Source organism: Aquabacterium sp., from assembly GCF_021768455.1.
In the GTDB taxonomy this organism is placed as follows: domain Bacteria; phylum Pseudomonadota; class Gammaproteobacteria; order Burkholderiales; family Burkholderiaceae_C; genus Aquabacterium.
This window is the reverse complement of the sequence record NZ_JAIZVX010000002.1, coordinates 23494-40550: the sequence shown is the minus strand read 5'-3', so window position 1 is coordinate 40550 and position 17057 is coordinate 23494. Positions and strand designations below refer to the sequence as shown.

Sequence of the window (17057 nt, the reverse complement as noted above, 5' to 3'; positions counted from 1 at the left end):
AGGCCCTCAGGGGCGACGCAGACGCTGGTACACCGCAATCTGCTCGGAGTTGTGGGTGCGCTGGTTGTAGGTGCCCGTCCAGCGCCAGCCCTCCACGGCTGGGCTGGGGCGGTGTGCAGGGATGCGCAGCAGCATCGTGGCGCACGGCGACAGATCAGGGTCCTGGCCAGCGTCCACGCCCTTGACCTGGTAGCGGCCAAAGTACTCGAGGGCGGTCAGCAACCCGACTGGCGCGCCCGGCGCATAAACGCATTCGCCCGTGGGCAAATGGGGCTCCAATCGGCTCAGCAGCAGGCGGTAGCTCTTGGCCTGGTCCAGCAAGGGCAGCCACAGGGTCATGAACAATAACCAGCAGAGGGCCACGCCGCCCGCAGGCAGCACCAGGCTCTTCCAGAGTGCATGCGCCTGGCGGGCTGTGCGCCAGCGCACGAGGCCCAGCCAAAGCACGGTGCCGATCACCGCCAGCACCAGCGCCGTGGGCGAAAACACGGCCTGGTAACCGGGCACCAGCTTGGCCACGTTGGCAGCCACCTTGAGTGGCTTGCCCGTGTGCATGGCGCCGTAGATCAGCCAGATGCCAGCGGCACAGCTGCTGAAGAAAAAGACCGAAAACCAGTCGATGGCAGAACCCAGGCTGCGCTGCAGGATGGGCAGGGCAAATGCAGCCAGCACGGCCAGGGCGGGCAGGCACTCGAGCAGCGCCCGTTCGTTGCCGCCCATGCCGACACAGGCCAGCACGCCCACCACCGCCGTCAGCAGCGGCAAGGCGATGTGGCGGCGCATGACCTGGCGACGCCAGTGCCAGACGGTCAGGGCGGCCAGCGGCAGGACCGGCCAGGTGAACCAGGTGATGAGCTTCAGGACGGGCTGGATGCCGTCGGGGGCGTCCAGGCGCTGAGTCCAGCCCGACAGACCGGCCAGGGTGAGCGCGGTCGCCAGGCCCGCTGCCATCAGGGTGCTGACCAGAATCCAGCGAACGTGCACACGCATGCCCTCGTGACGTGAGCGCAGGCAGACGAGGGTGCCCAGCGCCCCCAGCATGAGTGCCACGGTGGGGCTGCCACTGGCGGCCATCACCGGCAGACTGGTCAGTGCGGCCGCGCGGGCCTTGCCCGGCACGAAGGTCGCACCGGCCAGGCTGTAGAGGAAGAGGGTGCTGCCCGCCAGTTGGAGCAACTCTGGCGTGGTCTCGTGCCCCAGTTGTAGCAGGCCCAGGCTGGCGATCAGGGCCAGCAGGGCACCATCGGCCACGGCCCGCGCGTAATCGTGTGGCAGGGCCTCGCCACCAAAAGCCAGGGGCAGGGGCTGTGCGGCCTCGGTGCGAGCCAGGTGGTAGGTCGTGTACCAGGTGAGCGCGAGGATCGCACACAGGAGCAAGGCAAAGGGGATGCGGGCGGCCAGGGCCGGATCCAGCAGCGGGCTCAGGAGCCAGATGGCGCCGCCACCCAGCCAGTACGGCAGGATGCCGCCTGAGGTGGGCACCACGCCGCCCACATGGGGCTGCAGCCACGATGCCTGTCCCAGGGCCAGGCTCCACATCTGTCCGAAGGACGCGATGTCTTCGTTCTTCCAGGGGTCGCGCCCCAACAGGCCAGGGATCACATAGGCCGCACAAAAGAGCAACAGCGCCCAGCGCGGCAGGCGCTGAACCGCTTTTTGCGTCACGAGGGCAGGGGAGATCACTGGGGCCGATGGGCTGCTCATGCGGTGCGTGAAGACGTGGGCCACCACGGTGGCAACAATGCAAAAGGGCAGCCTGAGCTGCCCTTTCGGATGACGTTCATCAAGCGGGCCAAGCCATGCGAGGCCCGCGTCCTGATTACTTGCGGAACTGAGCGAACTTGGTGCGGAACTTTTCCACACGGCCGCCCAGGGAGTCCACCGACTTTTGGGTGCCGGTGTAGAAGGCGTGCGATTCGGAAGAGGTTTCCAGCTTGAACAGCGGCAGTTCACGGCCGTCTTCGAGCTTGATGGATTCCTTGGTGGGAGCGCAGGAACGCGTCACGAACTTGAAGCCGTTCGATTGGTCCAGGAACACCACTTCGCGGTAGTTGGGGTGGATACCTTGTTTGGGCATGTCAAAACCTCTTGCTGTTTGCAATGTGCATCATCGGGAGCCACCTCACACCGTGTGGGGCACTTTCCGACAGCCGGAAAACCTTGGAGTATAGCATGGGAGCCCTGGCTTGCAGGGCCCCTGTGGGGCAGGTCAACCACCCCGGCGCATCATGTCGAAGAAATCGTGGTTGTTCTTCGTTGAGCGCATCTTGTCGAGCACGAATTCCATCGCCTCGATCTCGTCCATCGGGTAGAGCAGCTTGCGCAGGATCCAGCTCTTTTGCAGGATGTCCGACTTCAGCAGCAGCTCTTCGCGGCGCGTGCCCGACTTGTTGATCAGGATCGAAGGGTAGACACGCTTTTCGGCCATGCGGCGATCCAGGTGGATCTCGCAGTTGCCGGTGCCCTTGAACTCTTCGTAGATCACTTCGTCCATGCGGCTGCCGGTGTCGACCAGGGCGGTGCCGATGATGGTGAGCGAGCCCCCTTCTTCGACGTTGCGGGCCGCGCCGAAGAAGCGCTTGGGACGTTGCAGGGCGTTGGAGTCCACGCCGCCCGACAGCACCTTGCCCGAGGAGGGCAGGACGTTGTTGTAGGCGCGGGCCAAACGGGTGATCGAGTCGAGCAGGATCACCACGTCCTTCTTGAGTTCGACGAGGCGCTTGGCGCGCTCGATCACCATTTCGGCGACCTGCACGTGGCGCTGGGCCGGTTCGTCGAAGGTGGAGGAGATGACCTCGCCGCGCACGGTGCGCTGCATCTCGGTCACTTCTTCCGGACGCTCGTCGACCAGCAGCATGATCAGGTGCACGTCGGGGTGGTTGGCCACCAGGGCGTGCGCCAGGTTCTTGAGCATGACCGTCTTGCCGCTCTTGGGCGGGGCCACGAGCAAGGCGCGCTGGCCTTTGCCGATGGGCGCGATCAGGTCGATGATGCGGCTGGTGACGTTGTCGTCGCCCTTGACGTTGTCGCGCTCGAGCTTGAACTGCTCTTCGGGGAAGAGCGGCGTCAGGTTCTCGAACATCAGCTTGGTCTTGTTGACCTCGGCCGGGATGCCGTTGACGGTGTCGACCTTGACCAGGGCAAAGTAGCGCTCGCCGTCCTTGGGCACGCGCACTTCACCTTCGATCATGTCGCCGGTGTGCAGATTGAAGCGGCGAACCTGGCTGGGCGACAGGTAGATGTCGTCGGTGCTGGCGAGGAAGCTCATGTCGAGCGCGCGCAGGAAGCCGAAGCCGTCCGGCAGCACTTCGAGGACGCCGTCGCCAAAGACCTGCTCGCCCGCCTTGGCGCGCTTCTTCATGATGGCGAACATCAACTCCTGCTTGCGCATGCGAGAGACGTTCTCGATTTCGAGGCCTTCGGCCATCTCGACGAGTTTCGAGATGTGCAGTGCCTTCAGTTCTGACAGGTGCATGGAATGGAACCCTGAACGAAACCAGCCTGGTTGGCCGCAACCCGAATGGGCGCCGGATCAAGCGGGTGAATGAATCGTGGGTGGTGGGGAGGACAACAGGCCGTGAGGCCGGTGGTGGCCGTGGGTTTGCCGGGGTGACCGGGCAGCGAGAGCGGGGTGACCGCCTGTGCCTGATTCACCAGCCGCTGGTTGGGCCAGCGGGTTTGGCGAACACCTGCCGAATCATGTCAGCAGGCGAACGCATTATAGGTAGGAAAACGGGGCATCAAGCCCCGTCATCTCAAAGGTTGCCGTCGATGAAGGCCGTCAGCTGGGCCTTGGACAGCGCGCCGACCTTCGTGGCAGCCAGTTGGCCACCCTTGAAGATCATCAGCGTGGGGATGCCACGGATGCCGAACTTGGCGGGCACGTCGCGGTTCTGGTCGACGTTCATTTTGGCGATGTTGAGGCGACCGCTGTAGTCCTTGGCGACTTCGTCGAGGATGGGGGCGATCATCTTGCAAGGGCCGCACCATTCCGCCCAATAATCCACCAGCACGGGCTCGGCGGATTGAAGGACGTCGGCGTCGAAGGAGGCGTCGGAAATGTGTTTGATCAGGTCGCTGCTCATGGAACTATCCTTCAAGATACCGGGCGGGCCACACCACATGGGCCGCAATCCCGGCAGGGATGCAAAGATTCTGACACAGAAGATGCGGACGGCCGGCGCCGCCACAAGAGACCTTATTCAATGACCTTCATAGCCGGAACCTCTGAGTCCGACCTTTCCTTGCAGCCTGAGCATTGGGCATGGGGCCCCGAGGGCCAGACGGACGCGCTTTGGGAGCAGTGGGCCAGGCGATTGGCCGAGGTGCTGTCCGAACAGGGCGCAGACCCGAGGGAGGCGCTGGTTGTTCTGCCGGTGGGGGCCGTGCTCTCGCAGGCACGCATGGCCTGGACCCGGGCCGTGGGAGGCTGGCAGCCCCGCATCGACACCATCGCGGCCCTGGCCGAAGACCAGGCCTGGGCCTGGCAGCCCGCTGCCGAGGAGGCTGGCGCCTTTCCGCCCTTGAGCATGGACCCGGTGCTGGACCGGCTGCAGGCGGCCCGGGCCTTGGGGCAGGAAGCCTGGGGCCAGCAGTGGGCTCGTCGCGACCGCCGAGGGTTCGAGTTTGCATTGGACCAGATCGTGGCCGCCGCCCATGCGTGGGCGCGGCGTCAGCAGGCCATGCCGCCTGCCGAGCGGGCCGCCTACGGTGACGACGCCCGAGAGGCGCTGCAAGCCTCGGCCAAGGCCGGGCAGTTTGCACAAGGCCCAGGCGGGCGTGAGCGGGTTTTGCTGGCCTGGGCCCTGGAGTGGTCCCTGCAGGCCGGACAGACGGGCTGGGCCAGCGACCTGCTTTACCTGAGACGGCCTTCGGCCTGGGTGGGCGTGACCGCGGGCGAGCAGGTCTCTCCGGGGACGGAAGCCGCCCTGATGCTGGCCGTGCTGCGCCACGCGAAGGCGCTGGGGCAGGCGGTGTGGTGGTGTGCCGCCATGCCGGCGTGGACGGGGGGGCACGAATCCGGTCGTGCCCCGGTGCTGGTCGCCTGCGGCGACGCGGAGGACGAGGCCCAGCAGGCCACAGCCCAGGTTCTGCAGGCGGTCAATGCGGCGCGGGCCGTGGGCGGTGCGCCTGTGGCCCTGATCGCCCTGGACCGCAGCCTGATCCGGCGGGCCAGGGCCTTGCTGGAGGGGGCCGGTGCCACGGTGGCGGACGAAACGGGCTGGCGGCTGTCGACCACTCGGGCGGCGACGGTGGTGACGCGGCTGATCCAGGCTTCGCACCCGCGGGCCAGCACGGACGAATTGCTGGACTGGTTGAAGTCGGGCTGGCTGCAAGGCCCCGAAGACCTGGGGCCAGCCTCGGGGTTCGCCTGCGGCGTGCTGGAGGCCTGGTGCAGGCGGCGCGGGTTGATGTCGGCATGGGGCTTGTTGCCCGCCGCGGCGGGTGCAACAGAGGCCACCTCGGGCGCGCCATCCTGGGTGGTGCCGCCGCCGGCGGAGACCTTGCTGCGCTGGGCGACCGACGTGGCCACCCCTTTGCAGACTTTGTGGCAAAAAGCCCGCGCCAGCTTGCGGGAATGGCTGCGGGCCACCCGTGCGGCGCTGGAGGCTGGGGGCGCTGCGGCCCAGCTGCTGTCGGACCCGGCCGGCGAACTGGCCTGGACGGCCCTGAAGCTGGACCAGGTCGACGAAGGGGAGGGCGGCGCCTGGGTGCCGCTTTCGCAGGGCACGATGCTGGACGGGCAGGGCTTTCTGCGCTGGGTCAATGCGGTGCTGGAAGCGACCACCTTCCGGCCGGCAGCCCCCGAAGGCAGCGTGGACGTGGTGATCACGCCGCTGGCGCGCGCGGTCCTGCGCCCCTTCCATGCCATCGTGCTGCCTGGTGCCGACGAGCGCCAGCTCGGTGCCCTGGGCAGTGCCTCGGGCTGGTTGAGTGCCGGCCTGTGCGAACAGATGGGGCTGGGCACGCCGTTGAGCCTGCGTGCGGCCCAGTGGGAAGCCTTTGCCCTGCTGATGAGCCGGCCCGACGTGGTCTGTCTGTATCGACAAGGGCAGGGCAGTGAACCACTTGAGCCGAGTGCCTGGCTGGAGCGCTGGGCGGGGCTGTCGGGCACGGCGGTGGCGGCACGACTGGACGCGCGGCCCGAGAGGGCGGTTGACGTGGCACCAAGCACACCCCCGTTGCCGCAGCTGACGGGGGCGCCATTGGGCCTGCCTGCGAGCATCTCGGCGACGTCCTACGAGCAGCTGCGGCAGTGTCCCTACCGTTTTTTCGCGGCAACCTTGTTGCGGCTGCGGGATGTCGATGAGCTGGAGGAGGGGCTGGACCGCTCGGACTTCGGCAACTGGCTGCACGAGGTGCTCAAGCTCTTCCACGATCGCCGGGGGATGCAGACGGCGCTGAGTGACGAGGCGCAGGACGTGGCGGCCTGGCTTGACGCTGCCACCGAGGTGTGCCGCAGCACGGGCATGGACCGCGACGGGCAGCGCCCCTGGTTCCTGCCCTTCCAGGCTGGCTTGCCGCGCCTGGCCCAGGCCTATGTGGGCTGGCTGCGGCCGCACGAGGCAGAGGGGTGGTCGGTGCGGGACACCGAGGTCAAGCGTGAGCGTGGGCTCGACCTGGGCGCAGGCCTGCAGCTCAGTCTGCAGGGGCAACTGGATCGGGTGGACGTGCAACACCGTCAAGGCCAGGAAACCCGCTTTGTACTGGACTACAAGACCGGCAGCCTGGGCACGCTCAAGGACAAGGTCAAGAAGCCTTTGGAAGACACGCAGCTGGCGTTTTATGCGGCGCTGGACCTGGGCGACGCGACGGCACCCGCTGACGCCAAGCTGCAGGCCGCGTACCTGCATCTGGAGCCCAAAGCCGTGACCCTGTTGGCGCAGGACGAGGTGATGGACGCGGCGCAGGCGCTGGTCGAGGGCCTGAGCGACGACTGGCGCAGGCTGCACGCAGGCGCCGCCATGCCTGCCCTGGGCGAAGGCGTGGCCTGTTCCTGGTGCCAGGCGCGCGGCCTGTGCCGCAAGGACCATTGGCCGCCCCACCGGCAGACGGATGCCGCCCCCACTGAAGAAGGACCCACGGCATGAACCAGGCCGCCTACGAAATCAACGGGCAGCTGGCCCCCCGCGAGCGTTTTTACGAAGTGGCTTGCGATCCGCAACGCAGTGTGGTCGTCGAGGCCTGTGCGGGCGCGGGCAAGACGTGGATGCTGGTGTCGCGCATCCTGCGGGCGCTGCTGGATGGGGTGCCAGCCCACCAGATCCTGGCCATCACCTTCACCAAGAAGGCGGCCGGGGAGATGCGCGAGCGCTTGCACGGCTGGCTGCGCGAGTTTGCCCACACCAGCGATGCGCAGCGCGCCACCGAACTGCGGCTACGCGGTGTGCCGCCTGAGCGCGTGGCCGAGCTGGTGCCGCGCCTGGCGGCCCTGCACGGGGAGTGGCTGGAAGCAGGGCGGGGTGTCGACATCCACACCATCCACGGTTGGTTTTCGCGCCTGGTGAAGGCCGCGCCGCTGGACGTGCTGACTGAACTCTCACTCCCCCCCGAACTCCAGCTGATCGAAGACACCAGCGAACTCTGGCCCGAGTTGTGGGGGCGCTTCCTCAAGCGCATCGACGCCATGGCGCAGCAGGCGCGTCGCGATGGCGAGGCTGTGCCCGACGAGGTGAGCCATGTGACCGCGCTGTTTGCCGATCTGGGCCGACACAGCGTCGAGGCCTGGCTGCAGAAGGCGCTCGACAACCGCCTGGAAATCACCTTGGCCGACCAGGCTGGCCGCCTGGATGGGGGCGTGCAGCCGCTGTCCGAATGGTCGCCCGCCTGGGCCGATGTGGAAGATCCTGGCGAAGCGTTGCTGGCGCCAGGTCTGCGAGAACGTTTTCTGGCGCTGGCCAAGACCCTGGGTGGGAGCAAGGGCGCGCTGGCCTCCAAGGCCGGGGCCGAGATGGAAGCCGCCATGGGGCAGGCCTCCCTGGCTGCGCAGGCGCAAGGCCTGGTGTCGGCGCTCTTGACGGCCACCGGCACGCCAAAAAAGAAACTGGGGGACAGCGACGAGCTGGCCTGGGCGCAGGATTGGCTGGTCGGCTTCAAGCAGGCCCAGGCTCAGCGCGATGGCCACCGGCTGCACCGCCAGATGGCGGGTCTGGCGCGCGTCCTGTATGCCGAGTACGCGCGGCTGAAGGCCGAACGGGGGCAGGCCGACATGGTCGACCTGGAGCTTGCCGCAGCACGTTTGCTGGGTGACGAACAGCTTTCGGGCTGGGTGCAGGAGCGGCTGGACAGCCAGGTGCGCCAGTTGCTGATGGACGAGTTCCAGGACACCAGCCCCCTGCAATGGCAGACGCTGAAGTCCTGGCTATCGGCCTATGCCGGCGCGGGGGGCGGGCTCAGTGGTCGCCAGCCCATCCAGGTCTTTCTGGTGGGGGACCCAAAGCAGAGCATCTACCGCTTCCGCCGGGCCGATCCGCGGGTGTTCGAGGCGGCCAAGGGCTTCGTGATCGACGCACTCGATGGCGCGCTGCTCGCCTGTGACCACACCCGCCGCAATGCGCCCGGCGTGATCGAGGCGCTCAACCAGGTCATGGGCCAGGCGCACGACGAGGGGGCCTTCCCCGGCTTCAGGCCACACACAACCGAGTCGACCGAGCAGGCTCGGATCCGCGTGTTGCCCACGCCCACGACCCCGGCCAAATCGACCGAGCAGGGCGCCGCCTGGCGGGACAGCCTGCAGACGCCCCGGGTTTCGCTGGAGACCGGCGTGAAGGAGCACGAGGCCGCGCTGGTGGCCGCCGCCATTGCCGAGCGATTGGCGCAGGGCGACCTGGCCCCGGACGACATCCAGGTGCTGGCCCGCCGGCGTGCCACCCTGGCCTTGGTGGCCGATGCGCTGGATGCCCTTGGCATCCCCCATGTGGCGCCTGAAAACACCCTGCTGACCGAGACGCCCGAGGTGCGTGACCTCCTGGCTGTACTGGACGCGCTGGTCTCGCCCCAGCACGACCTCGCCCTGGCCCACGCGCTCAAGAGCCCATTGTTTGGCGCCAACGATGCCGATCTCATGGCATTGGTGGCCCGGCTGGACGGCCGCAGCTGGTGGGACACGCTCATGGCCTGGTGCCGCCAGGCCGAACAGGGTCAATGCGACACCCCACCTTCGGCCGCGCTGACCCGGGCGGCCACGCTGTTGCAGCGCTGGCAGGCCATGGCCGAGGTGTCACCGCCGCACGACCTCCTGGAGCGCATCGTGAGCGAGGGGGACCTGCGAGCCCGCCTGGTCGCCGTGGTGCCTGCTGGCCGGCGCGTCCAGAGCCTGGGCCATGTGGACGCGCTGCTGAGTCAGAGCCTCTCAATGGATTCGGGGCGTGACGCCACCCCCTACCGGTTTGTGCGCGCACTCAAACGCCTGACCGAGCCCCTTCCATCGCGCAGTCAGGCCGGGGCCGTGCAGCTGCTGACGATTCATGGCGCCAAGGGGCTGGAGGCCAAGGTCGTCTTCATGGTCGACACCGATGCCAACGCCGGCCGTTCCGACAGCTATACCTTGCTCGTGGATTGGCCCGAAAGCGAGTCGCGGCCGCTTCGCTGTGCCTTCGTGCAATCGGAAAGCAAGCCGCCGCCCAGCCTCGCCGCCGCCATGGCCTCAGAACAGGAGGCCGATGCACGGGAGGAGCTCAACGCCCTCTACGTGGCCCTGACACGGGCGCGCGAAGAACTGGTCTTCAGCCGCACGGCCCCCCGCAGTGTCAACCCGGGCAGCTGGTGGCAGCGCCTGCATCGTGCCGGTGCGATCGATCCCGAATCCCCCTGGACGCCGGCTCGCGTCACGCCCAATGGCCCGCTGCCCAGCGAGCCTGCCCAGACCCGCCTCAAGGTGTTGCCCGCGCTGCAGCCTCGACTGGAAGGCGGCGCCGGGCGGAACGCTTCGCCCGAGCAGACGGACATCCAGCGTCTGGGCCAGACCGTGCACCGCAGCCTGGAATGGTTGACCACGCTGCCCCTGCCTCAGCGCAACGACACACGCATTGCCCAGGCCGTGCAGCGTGCTGCCGCGGCCCTCGGCCTGCCCGCATCGCTTTGGGCCGAGGCCGAGCGCAAGGTCAGGCAGGTGCTGCACAGCCCCAAGCTGCGCACCTGGCTGGACCCAGATGCCCTCGCCTGGGCCGGCAACGAGGTCGCCTTGGACCACGAGGGCCAGGTGCTCCGGCTCGACCGCCTGGTGGCGCTCGACACGCCCGAAGGCCGTCACTGGTGGGTGCTGGACTACAAGCTCAGCCACAGCCCTCAGCAGTCACAGGCCTACCAGGCGCAGATGGCACGCTATGTGGCCGCGGTGCAGGCGCTGCAGCCTGGGGACAAGGTCTCGGCTGCGCTGGTCAGTGGCGATGGCGAGTTCCTGCCGCTGAACGAGGGAGGTCAGCCCACCGTAGCGTGAGACAGCATGGAAATGACCCGGGTTTCCGGACCTTGACGGCGCATTGCGAAAGGGCAGGATGGTGTGAAATCGTGAGGCATTACCCACGAAGGACGACCTGCCTTGACTCCCGCCATGGCCTTAGCCTCGCCCCCCACCCCTGCCGCACCCCGGATGTTCGGACGCTTCGAGTTGCGCCAGATGCTGGGGCGCAGCCTGGCGTCGAGCACCTGGCTGGCCTTTGACCCGCGGCTGAAGCAGGACGTGATGCTGTGCGTGCCCCGGGTGCAGCCGGCCTCGCCTGCCGAGCGCCTGCGCTGGGGCGAAGACACACAACAGTCGTCACGCCTGAATCACCCGCGCCTGGCCGAGGTGCTGGAGCAAGGCAACCACGAGGGCTGGCCCTTCGTCACCTGCGTGAAAGGGGGGGGCATCAGCCTGGCCGAGCGCCTCCAACTGCCTCCTGCGCCGACGGCCTTCGAGGTCGCCAACTGGACGGCCCAGCTGCTGGAGGGCCTGGCTTACGCCCATGAAGCCGGCATGGCCCACCTCGACATCGGCCTCCACAACGTGCTGCTCGACGGCAACGGCCAGGCCATGCTGGTCGGCCTCGGTGTGGGCCTGGCCCAGACCCAGCCTGGACACCCCAACCTCGTCGCCCAGGCTCGCACCCAGGCCCGCCAGGGCAGCGAGCGCGATGTGCTCATGGTCGGCCTGCTGATGCACCGCTTGCTGGCCGGCCACCCGGCACTGGACGACAGCGACCTCGCCAGCGCCGCCTCGCGCGTCGGCCCCGAGATCGTGCGCCTGCCTTGGAACACGCCCACACCCGTGGTCGACACGCTGCGCGCCATCGTCAACCGCGCCACCGACCGCCAGCAGCGCCAGCGCTACCTCAATGCCCGCACGCTGCTCAGCGCGCTGCAGGGCTGGATCAAGACCAATGCGCAGGAAGCCTCCAGCCCGCTGCTCTTTCTGCTGGACCGGCTCAATTCGGTGGGCAGCCTGCCTGGTCGGCCCGGCATGCCGCAAGCCCTTCAGGCTGCGCTCAACCAGGACACCCTGCGTGTCGACGACTTTGTGGACGTAGTCGCCCGCAATCCCACCTTGGGATGGGAGATGCTGCGCGCCGCCAATGCCGCCGGTTTCAGCAGCCGCTCGGCCGACGACGGGGTGACCACCTTGTCGCGGGCCATGGTGCTCATGGGGCAACAGGGCATGCGCCGCGTGGCGGGCACCGTGCGGGCCTGGCCCGGCGCGCTGCAGGCCCGGGTCACGGCCAATGCGGAGGCTGGGCAGCAGGCCGTGCTGGCCCTGGGCAAGGAGATGCGCCTGGCGTGCATCGCCGGCCACATCGCCCGCTTGCTGGTGCCCTTCAGCGTGAGCGACGAAGAGGGTCTGATGTCGGCCACCTCTCAGCGCCTGGGCTGGTTGCTCATCCTCTACCATTTTCCCGATGAGGCCGCGCAGATCAGCCGCCTCATGCTGCCTGGGCCGCCCACGGGCGACAGCAGCGCGCCCTCGCCAGGCATGAGCCAGGAGGCCGCTGCCAGCGCCGTGCTGGGTGTGAACCTCGACGACCTCACCGCCGCCGTGCTCAAGCACTGGGGCATGCAGGAGCGCCTGATCCAGGCCGCCAGGCCCTTCAACCGCACGGCGCCAGTCCGCAAACCCATCGGCCCGGAAGAGACCCTGCGCACCGTGGCCAGTCTGGCCAATGAATTGACCGACGCCCATGTCATGCCCGCGGCCAAGGTGCTGCACGCCACGCAACAGGCCGTGGCCCGTTATGCCAGGGCGCTGGATGTGGACATGAAGGAATGCCAGCAGGCGCTGGAAGTGGCCGTCCGCCTGGTGGACGGCCGCAAGGAAGAGCCCGTCAGCCCTTGAGTGCGCGGGCGCAGTCCTGCACCAGCTGCGGGCCTGCGTAGATCAGGCCGGTGTAGATCTGGACCAGGTCGGCCCCGGCATCGCGTTTCGCCTGGGCATCGGCCGCGCTCATCACCCCGCCCACGCCGATGATGGGGTAGCGCGGGCCCAGGGCCGCACGCAGCTGGCGGATGACCTGGTTGCTGGCTTCCAGCACCGGCGCGCCACTGAGGCCGCCCATCTCGTCCGCATGGGCCAGGCCTTGCACGGCCTCGCGCGAGATGGTGGTGTTGGTGGCGATCACGCCATCGATGCCGTTTTTCTGCAGCGTCGCAGCGATCACCCCCACCTGGGTTTCGTCCAGATCCGGCGCGATCTTCACGAACATGGGCACGCTGCGACCATGCTGCTTGATGAGCTGCTGGCGGCGTTCCTGCAGTTGACCCAACAGGGCGTCCAGCGCCTCGTCGCTTTGCAGGGCGCGCAGGTTCTTGGTGTTCGGGCTGGAGATGTTGACCGTGATGTAGTCGGCGTGGGGGAAGACACCCTCCAGGCCAATCAGGTAGTCATCGACCGCATTCTCGATGGGCGTCACGGCATTCTTGCCGATGTTCAGGCCCAGGATGCCACCCTGCTGGCGAAAGCGCGCGCGCTTCACATTGGCCAGGAAGCTGTCAAGCCCTTCGTTGTTGAAGCCCAGGCGGTTGATCAAGGCGTTGGCCTCGGGCAGGCGGAACATGCGCGGCTTGGGGTTGCCCGGCTGTGGCTTGGGCGTGACGGTGCCCACTTCCACAAAGCCAAAACCCATCGCCCCCAGGCCATCGATCACGCGGCCGTTCTTGTCCAGGCCCGCAGCCATGCCCACCCGGTTGGGGAAGGTGATGCCTGCCAGCTCCACCGGGTCCTGCACGCGCTGGGCGCTCCAGAGGCAGGCCAGCGGCGTGTTCTGAAAGCGGGCCAGGGCGGCGATGGTCAGGTCGTGCGCGGCCTCCGGGTCCAGCTTGAACAGGACGGACTTCGGCAGGAAATAAGAGATCAAGGCCATGGCAGGCGGTAACGGGCGCAGGGGCACCGGTGAGTCGGACGAAGGCTCTATTGTCGCCGATGCCGGGCCCACCGGTACCCATCCGGCACCACGGCCAGCGCCGGACCCTGTGGCAAACTGCGCCCCCTCGGTGCTCCGCCTGCCGGGAAACGGTTCCCCGCAAGCGGCCTCTATGAATGCTAGACAAGCAGGGCCATCCCTTGGACAAGATCCTGACGCAACTGGCGGCCGAACTGAAGGTTCGCCTCGCCCAAGTCAAATCCGCCGTTGAGCTGCTGGACGGGGGCGCCACCGTGCCCTTCATCGCACGCTACCGCAAGGAGGCCACCGATGGCCTCGACGACACTCAGCTGCGCGAGCTCGAAGCCCGGCTGGGCTACCTGCGCGAGCTGGAGGACCGGCGCGCCGCCGTCATCAAGAGCATCGACGAGCAGGGCAAGCTCACGCCCGAATTGCGCGCCGCCATCGAGGCTGCGCCCACCAAGCAGGAGCTGGAAGACCTCTACCTGCCCTACAAGCAAAAGCGCCGCACCAAGGGCATGATCGCCCGCGAAGCCGGCATCGAGCCCCTGGCCGACAAGCTCTTTGCCGACCCGACGCTCGACCCGCAGGCCGAGGCCGCCGCCTTCGTCAACGCCGAGGCCGGTTTCGCCGACCCGCTTGCCGTGCTCGACGGCGTGCGCGACATCCTCAGCGAACGTTGGGCCGAAGACGCCACCCTGATCGGCAAGCTGCGCGACTGGCTGTGGACCGAGGGCCTGTTCAAGTCCAAGCTGATGGACGGCAAGGACGAGAACCACCCCGACATCGCCAAGTTCCGCGACTACTTCGACTACGACGAGCCCATCCGCACCGTGCCCTCGCACCGCGCCCTGGCGGTCTTCCGTGGCCGCACGCAAGAGGTGCTGGACGCCAAGCTGGCGCTGGACGAAGAAGTCGTGCCCGGCAAGCCCACCATGGCCGAAGGCCGCATCGCCGTGCACCTGGGCTGGAGCCACGCCAAGCGCGCATCGGATGACCTGATCCGCAAAAGCATCGCCTGGACCTGGAAGGTCAAGCTGAGCCTGAGCCTGGAGCGCGACCTGTTCGGCCGCCTGCGCGAATCGGCCGAGGCCACCGCCATCAAGGTCTTTGCCGAGAACCTGCGAGACCTGCTTCTGGCCGCCCCCGCCGGCAAGCGCGTGGTCATGGGCCTGGACCCGGGCATCCGCACCGGCGTGAAGGTGGCCGTGGTGAGCGACACCGGCAAGGTGCTCGACACCAGCACCGTCTACCCGCACGAACCGCGCAAGGACTGGGAAGGCTCGATCCACACCCTGGCCAAGCTTTGCGCCACACACGGCGTGAACCTGATCGCCATCGGCAACGGCACCGCCAGCCGCGAGACCGACAAGCTGGCCGCCGACCTGATCAAGCGCCTGCAACAGCTGGCGCCCGGCGCCGTGATCGACAAAGTGGTGGTGAGCGAGGCGGGCGCTTCGGTCTACTCGGCCTCGGAATTCGCCAGCAAGGAACTGCCCGATCTGGACGTGAGCCTGCGTGGCGCCGTGTCGATTGCGCGCCGCCTGCAGGACCCGCTGGCCGAGCTGGTCAAGATCGACCCCAAGAGCATCGGCGTGGGCCAGTACCAGCACGACGTCAACCAGAGCGAGCTGGCCAAGACCCTGGACGCCGTGGTGGAAGACTGCGTCAACGGCGTGGGCGTGGACCTGAACACCGCCTCGGCCCCGCTGCTGTCACGCGTCTCGGGCCTGAGCTCGGCGGTGGCCAACAGCATCGTGCGCTGGCGCGATGCCAACGGGGCCTTCCGCAACCGCAAGCAGCTGATGGACGTGGCCGGCCTCGGCGCCAAGACCTTCGAGCTGGCCGCCGGCTTCCTGCGCATCCGTGGTGGCGACAACCCGCTGGACCTCTCGGGCGTGCACCCCGAAACCTATCCTGTGGTCGAGAAGATCAGCGCCAAGGTCGGCCGCCCGGTGCAGGAACTGATCGGCAATGCCGACGTGATCCGCACCCTGCGCCCCGAGGCCTTTGCCGATGAGAAGTTCGGTGCCATCACGGTGAAGGACATCCTCTCCGAGCTGGAAAAGCCTGGCCGCGATCCGCGCCCCGACTTCAAGGTCGCCCGCTTCAACGATGGCGTCGAAGACATCAAGGACCTGAAGGAAGGCATGACGCTGGAGGGGACCGTGAGCAACGTCGCCCAGTTCGGCGCCTTCGTTGACCTGGGGGTGCACCAGGACGGGCTGGTGCACGTGAGCCAGCTCTCCAACAAGTTCGTGACCGACGCCCGCGAGGTGGTCAAGACCGGCGACATCGTCAAGGTCAAGGTGCTGGAGGTCGACCTCTCTCGCAACCGCATCTCGCTGACGATGAAGCTCGACACCGCTACCGGCCCGAAGGGCGCGGGCGCGGCGCGCGACAACGGCTTCCGGCCTGCGGCCCGCAACGAACGGGCGCCCGGTGGGGCAGGGCGGGGCGCTGCAGTGCAACCCCAGGGCCAATCGGCCATGGCCGCCGCCTTCGCCAAGCTGCAGCCCAAGCGCTGAGCCGCTCGCGCCGCCGTCAGCCCACACCCGGCCAGGTGTGAGGCTTGGCGGCCTTCATGGCTGGGCTATGCTCCCGGCCATGAAGGCCTTGCACATCCACGCGGGCGAACGGGCTCGCCGCCACATCACCGCCCATGGCCTGCGCCCTGCCGATGTCCACCTGGTGCCCGGCGCCGCAGGCGGCCCCAAAGGGCTGATCCTCCACCACCTCGACCAGCACCTGTTTGCGCACTGGCTGCCCTTGGGTGGTCACACGGTGCACCTGGTGGGGGCGTCGATCGGGGCCTGGCGCATGGCCACCGCCGCCATGCCGGATCCGGGGCAGGCGCTCAGCCGCTTTGCCCACGCCTACATCCACCAGCAGTTCGGCACGGGCCCTGGGCTGAAGAAGCCCAGCCCGACCGAGGTCAGCGCCGCCTTTGCGCAAACCCTGCTGGATTTTTTCGGAGCCGATCTGGGCCACATCCTCCACCATCCGCGCTGGCGCCTGCACGTGCTCACCGCTGCGGGCCGGCAGGTGCTGCGTCGCGCCGGGCGCCGCCGCACCGCCCTGGGCTTCGGTGGCCTGGCGCTGGGCAATGTGCTCTCGCGCCGAGCTGTGGGCGCCTTCCTGGAACGCACCGTGCTCTCATCCCCCGGCGAGCCCTTGCCCTTGCGCTTCACCGATCTGCCCACCCGCCACACAACGCTGGACGAGGCCAACTTCATGCCCGCCATGCAGGCCTCCTGCAGCATCCCCTTTGTGCTTGACCCGGTGCGCGACATCCCCGGCACGCCGCGGGGCAACCACTGGGACGGTGGCCTGGTCGACTACCACCTTCACTGGCCCTATGCGTCGATGCCCGAGGGCCTGGTGCTCTACCCGCACTTTCAGCGCCAGGTGATCCCCGGCTGGCTGGACAAGACCCTGCGCTGGCGCCATGGCGCCACACCGGCTCTCGACAACATGGTGCTGCTGGCCCCCAACCCCGAGTGGGTCAGGACCCTGCCGGGCGGCAAGCTGCCCGATCGCCACGACTTCCTCAGCCTGGCCCACACCGAGCGCGTGGCCGCCTGGACCGAGGCCGTGGCCCGCAGCGCCCAGCTGGCCAATGAATGGCAGGACTGGCTGGCCCGTGGGTGCCCGGCAAGCGAATTGCAGGCGCTGTGACCTGTCACCCGGCAATCGCTACACTCA

10 protein-coding genes are annotated in these 17057 nt (G+C 68.0%); 5 read left to right on the top strand and 5 right to left on the bottom strand.

Translation table 11 applies throughout. The features are described 5' to 3' along the window. Positions 1 to 6 precede the first annotated feature (6 nt). The 4 genes from QZ994_RS00555 to trxA all read right to left on the bottom strand — a co-directional run bounded on the left by QZ994_RS00555 (position 7) and on the right by trxA (position 4085). Positions 7 to 1704 (bottom strand): hypothetical protein, encoded by a 1698-nt coding sequence (locus QZ994_RS00555; protein WP_290866802.1) that lies wholly within the window; start codon positions 1702 to 1704, stop codon positions 7 to 9. A gap of 115 nt (positions 1705 to 1819) precedes the next feature. Further along, the gene (locus QZ994_RS00550) at positions 1820 to 2077 is read right to left on the bottom strand and encodes a type B 50S ribosomal protein L31 (protein ID WP_290866799.1); all 258 of its coding nucleotides are present in this window, start codon (positions 2075 to 2077) and stop codon (positions 1820 to 1822) included. 132 nt (positions 2078 to 2209) lie between these two features. Further along, entirely contained in the window at positions 2210 to 3475 is a 1266-nt protein-coding gene (gene rho, locus QZ994_RS00545) for a transcription termination factor Rho (RefSeq protein WP_290866796.1), read from the bottom strand. Positions 3476 to 3755: 280 nt separating this feature from the next. Further along, on the bottom strand, positions 3756 to 4085 hold the full coding sequence (trxA, locus tag QZ994_RS00540) for a thioredoxin TrxA (protein WP_290866793.1): 330 nt from the start codon (positions 4083 to 4085) through the stop codon (positions 3756 to 3758). A 159-nt stretch (positions 4086 to 4244) separates the two neighbouring features. Here trxA and QZ994_RS00535 point away from each other — a divergent pair, with 159 nt between their 5' ends. From QZ994_RS00535 to QZ994_RS00525, 3 genes are all read left to right on the top strand, one after another. After that, positions 4245 to 7091 carry a PD-(D/E)XK nuclease family protein gene (locus QZ994_RS00535; protein ID WP_290866790.1) on the top strand — a complete coding sequence of 949 codons (2847 nt, stop codon included), beginning with the start codon at positions 4245 to 4247 and terminating at the stop codon, positions 7089 to 7091. Continuing rightward, positions 7088 to 10438 (top strand): exodeoxyribonuclease V subunit beta, encoded by a 3351-nt coding sequence (locus QZ994_RS00530; RefSeq protein ID WP_290866789.1) that lies wholly within the window; start codon positions 7088 to 7090, stop codon positions 10436 to 10438. The genes QZ994_RS00535 and QZ994_RS00530 overlap by 4 nt, the downstream gene beginning before the upstream one ends. Before the next feature lie 153 nt (positions 10439 to 10591). Beyond that, entirely contained in the window at positions 10592 to 12307 is a 1716-nt protein-coding gene (locus QZ994_RS00525; protein WP_290866785.1) for an HDOD domain-containing protein, read from the top strand. Here the strand turns inward: QZ994_RS00525 and QZ994_RS00520 are convergent. Next, a complete protein-coding gene (locus QZ994_RS00520; protein ID WP_290866782.1) occupies positions 12297 to 13331 on the bottom strand; it encodes a quinone-dependent dihydroorotate dehydrogenase in 1035 nt (344 codons plus the stop codon). The genes QZ994_RS00525 and QZ994_RS00520 overlap by 11 nt on opposite strands. Before the next feature lie 200 nt (positions 13332 to 13531). Between QZ994_RS00520 and QZ994_RS00515 the strand changes: the two genes are divergently transcribed. Together QZ994_RS00515 and QZ994_RS00510 are read left to right on the top strand one after the other, a co-directional pair. After that, a complete protein-coding gene (locus QZ994_RS00515; protein ID WP_290866779.1) occupies positions 13532 to 15880 on the top strand; it encodes a Tex family protein in 2349 nt (782 codons plus the stop codon). A gap of 79 nt (positions 15881 to 15959) precedes the next feature. Then, the gene (locus QZ994_RS00510) at positions 15960 to 17030 is read left to right on the top strand and encodes a patatin-like phospholipase family protein (RefSeq protein WP_290866776.1); all 1071 of its coding nucleotides are present in this window, start codon (positions 15960 to 15962) and stop codon (positions 17028 to 17030) included. Positions 17031 to 17057 lie beyond the last annotated feature (27 nt).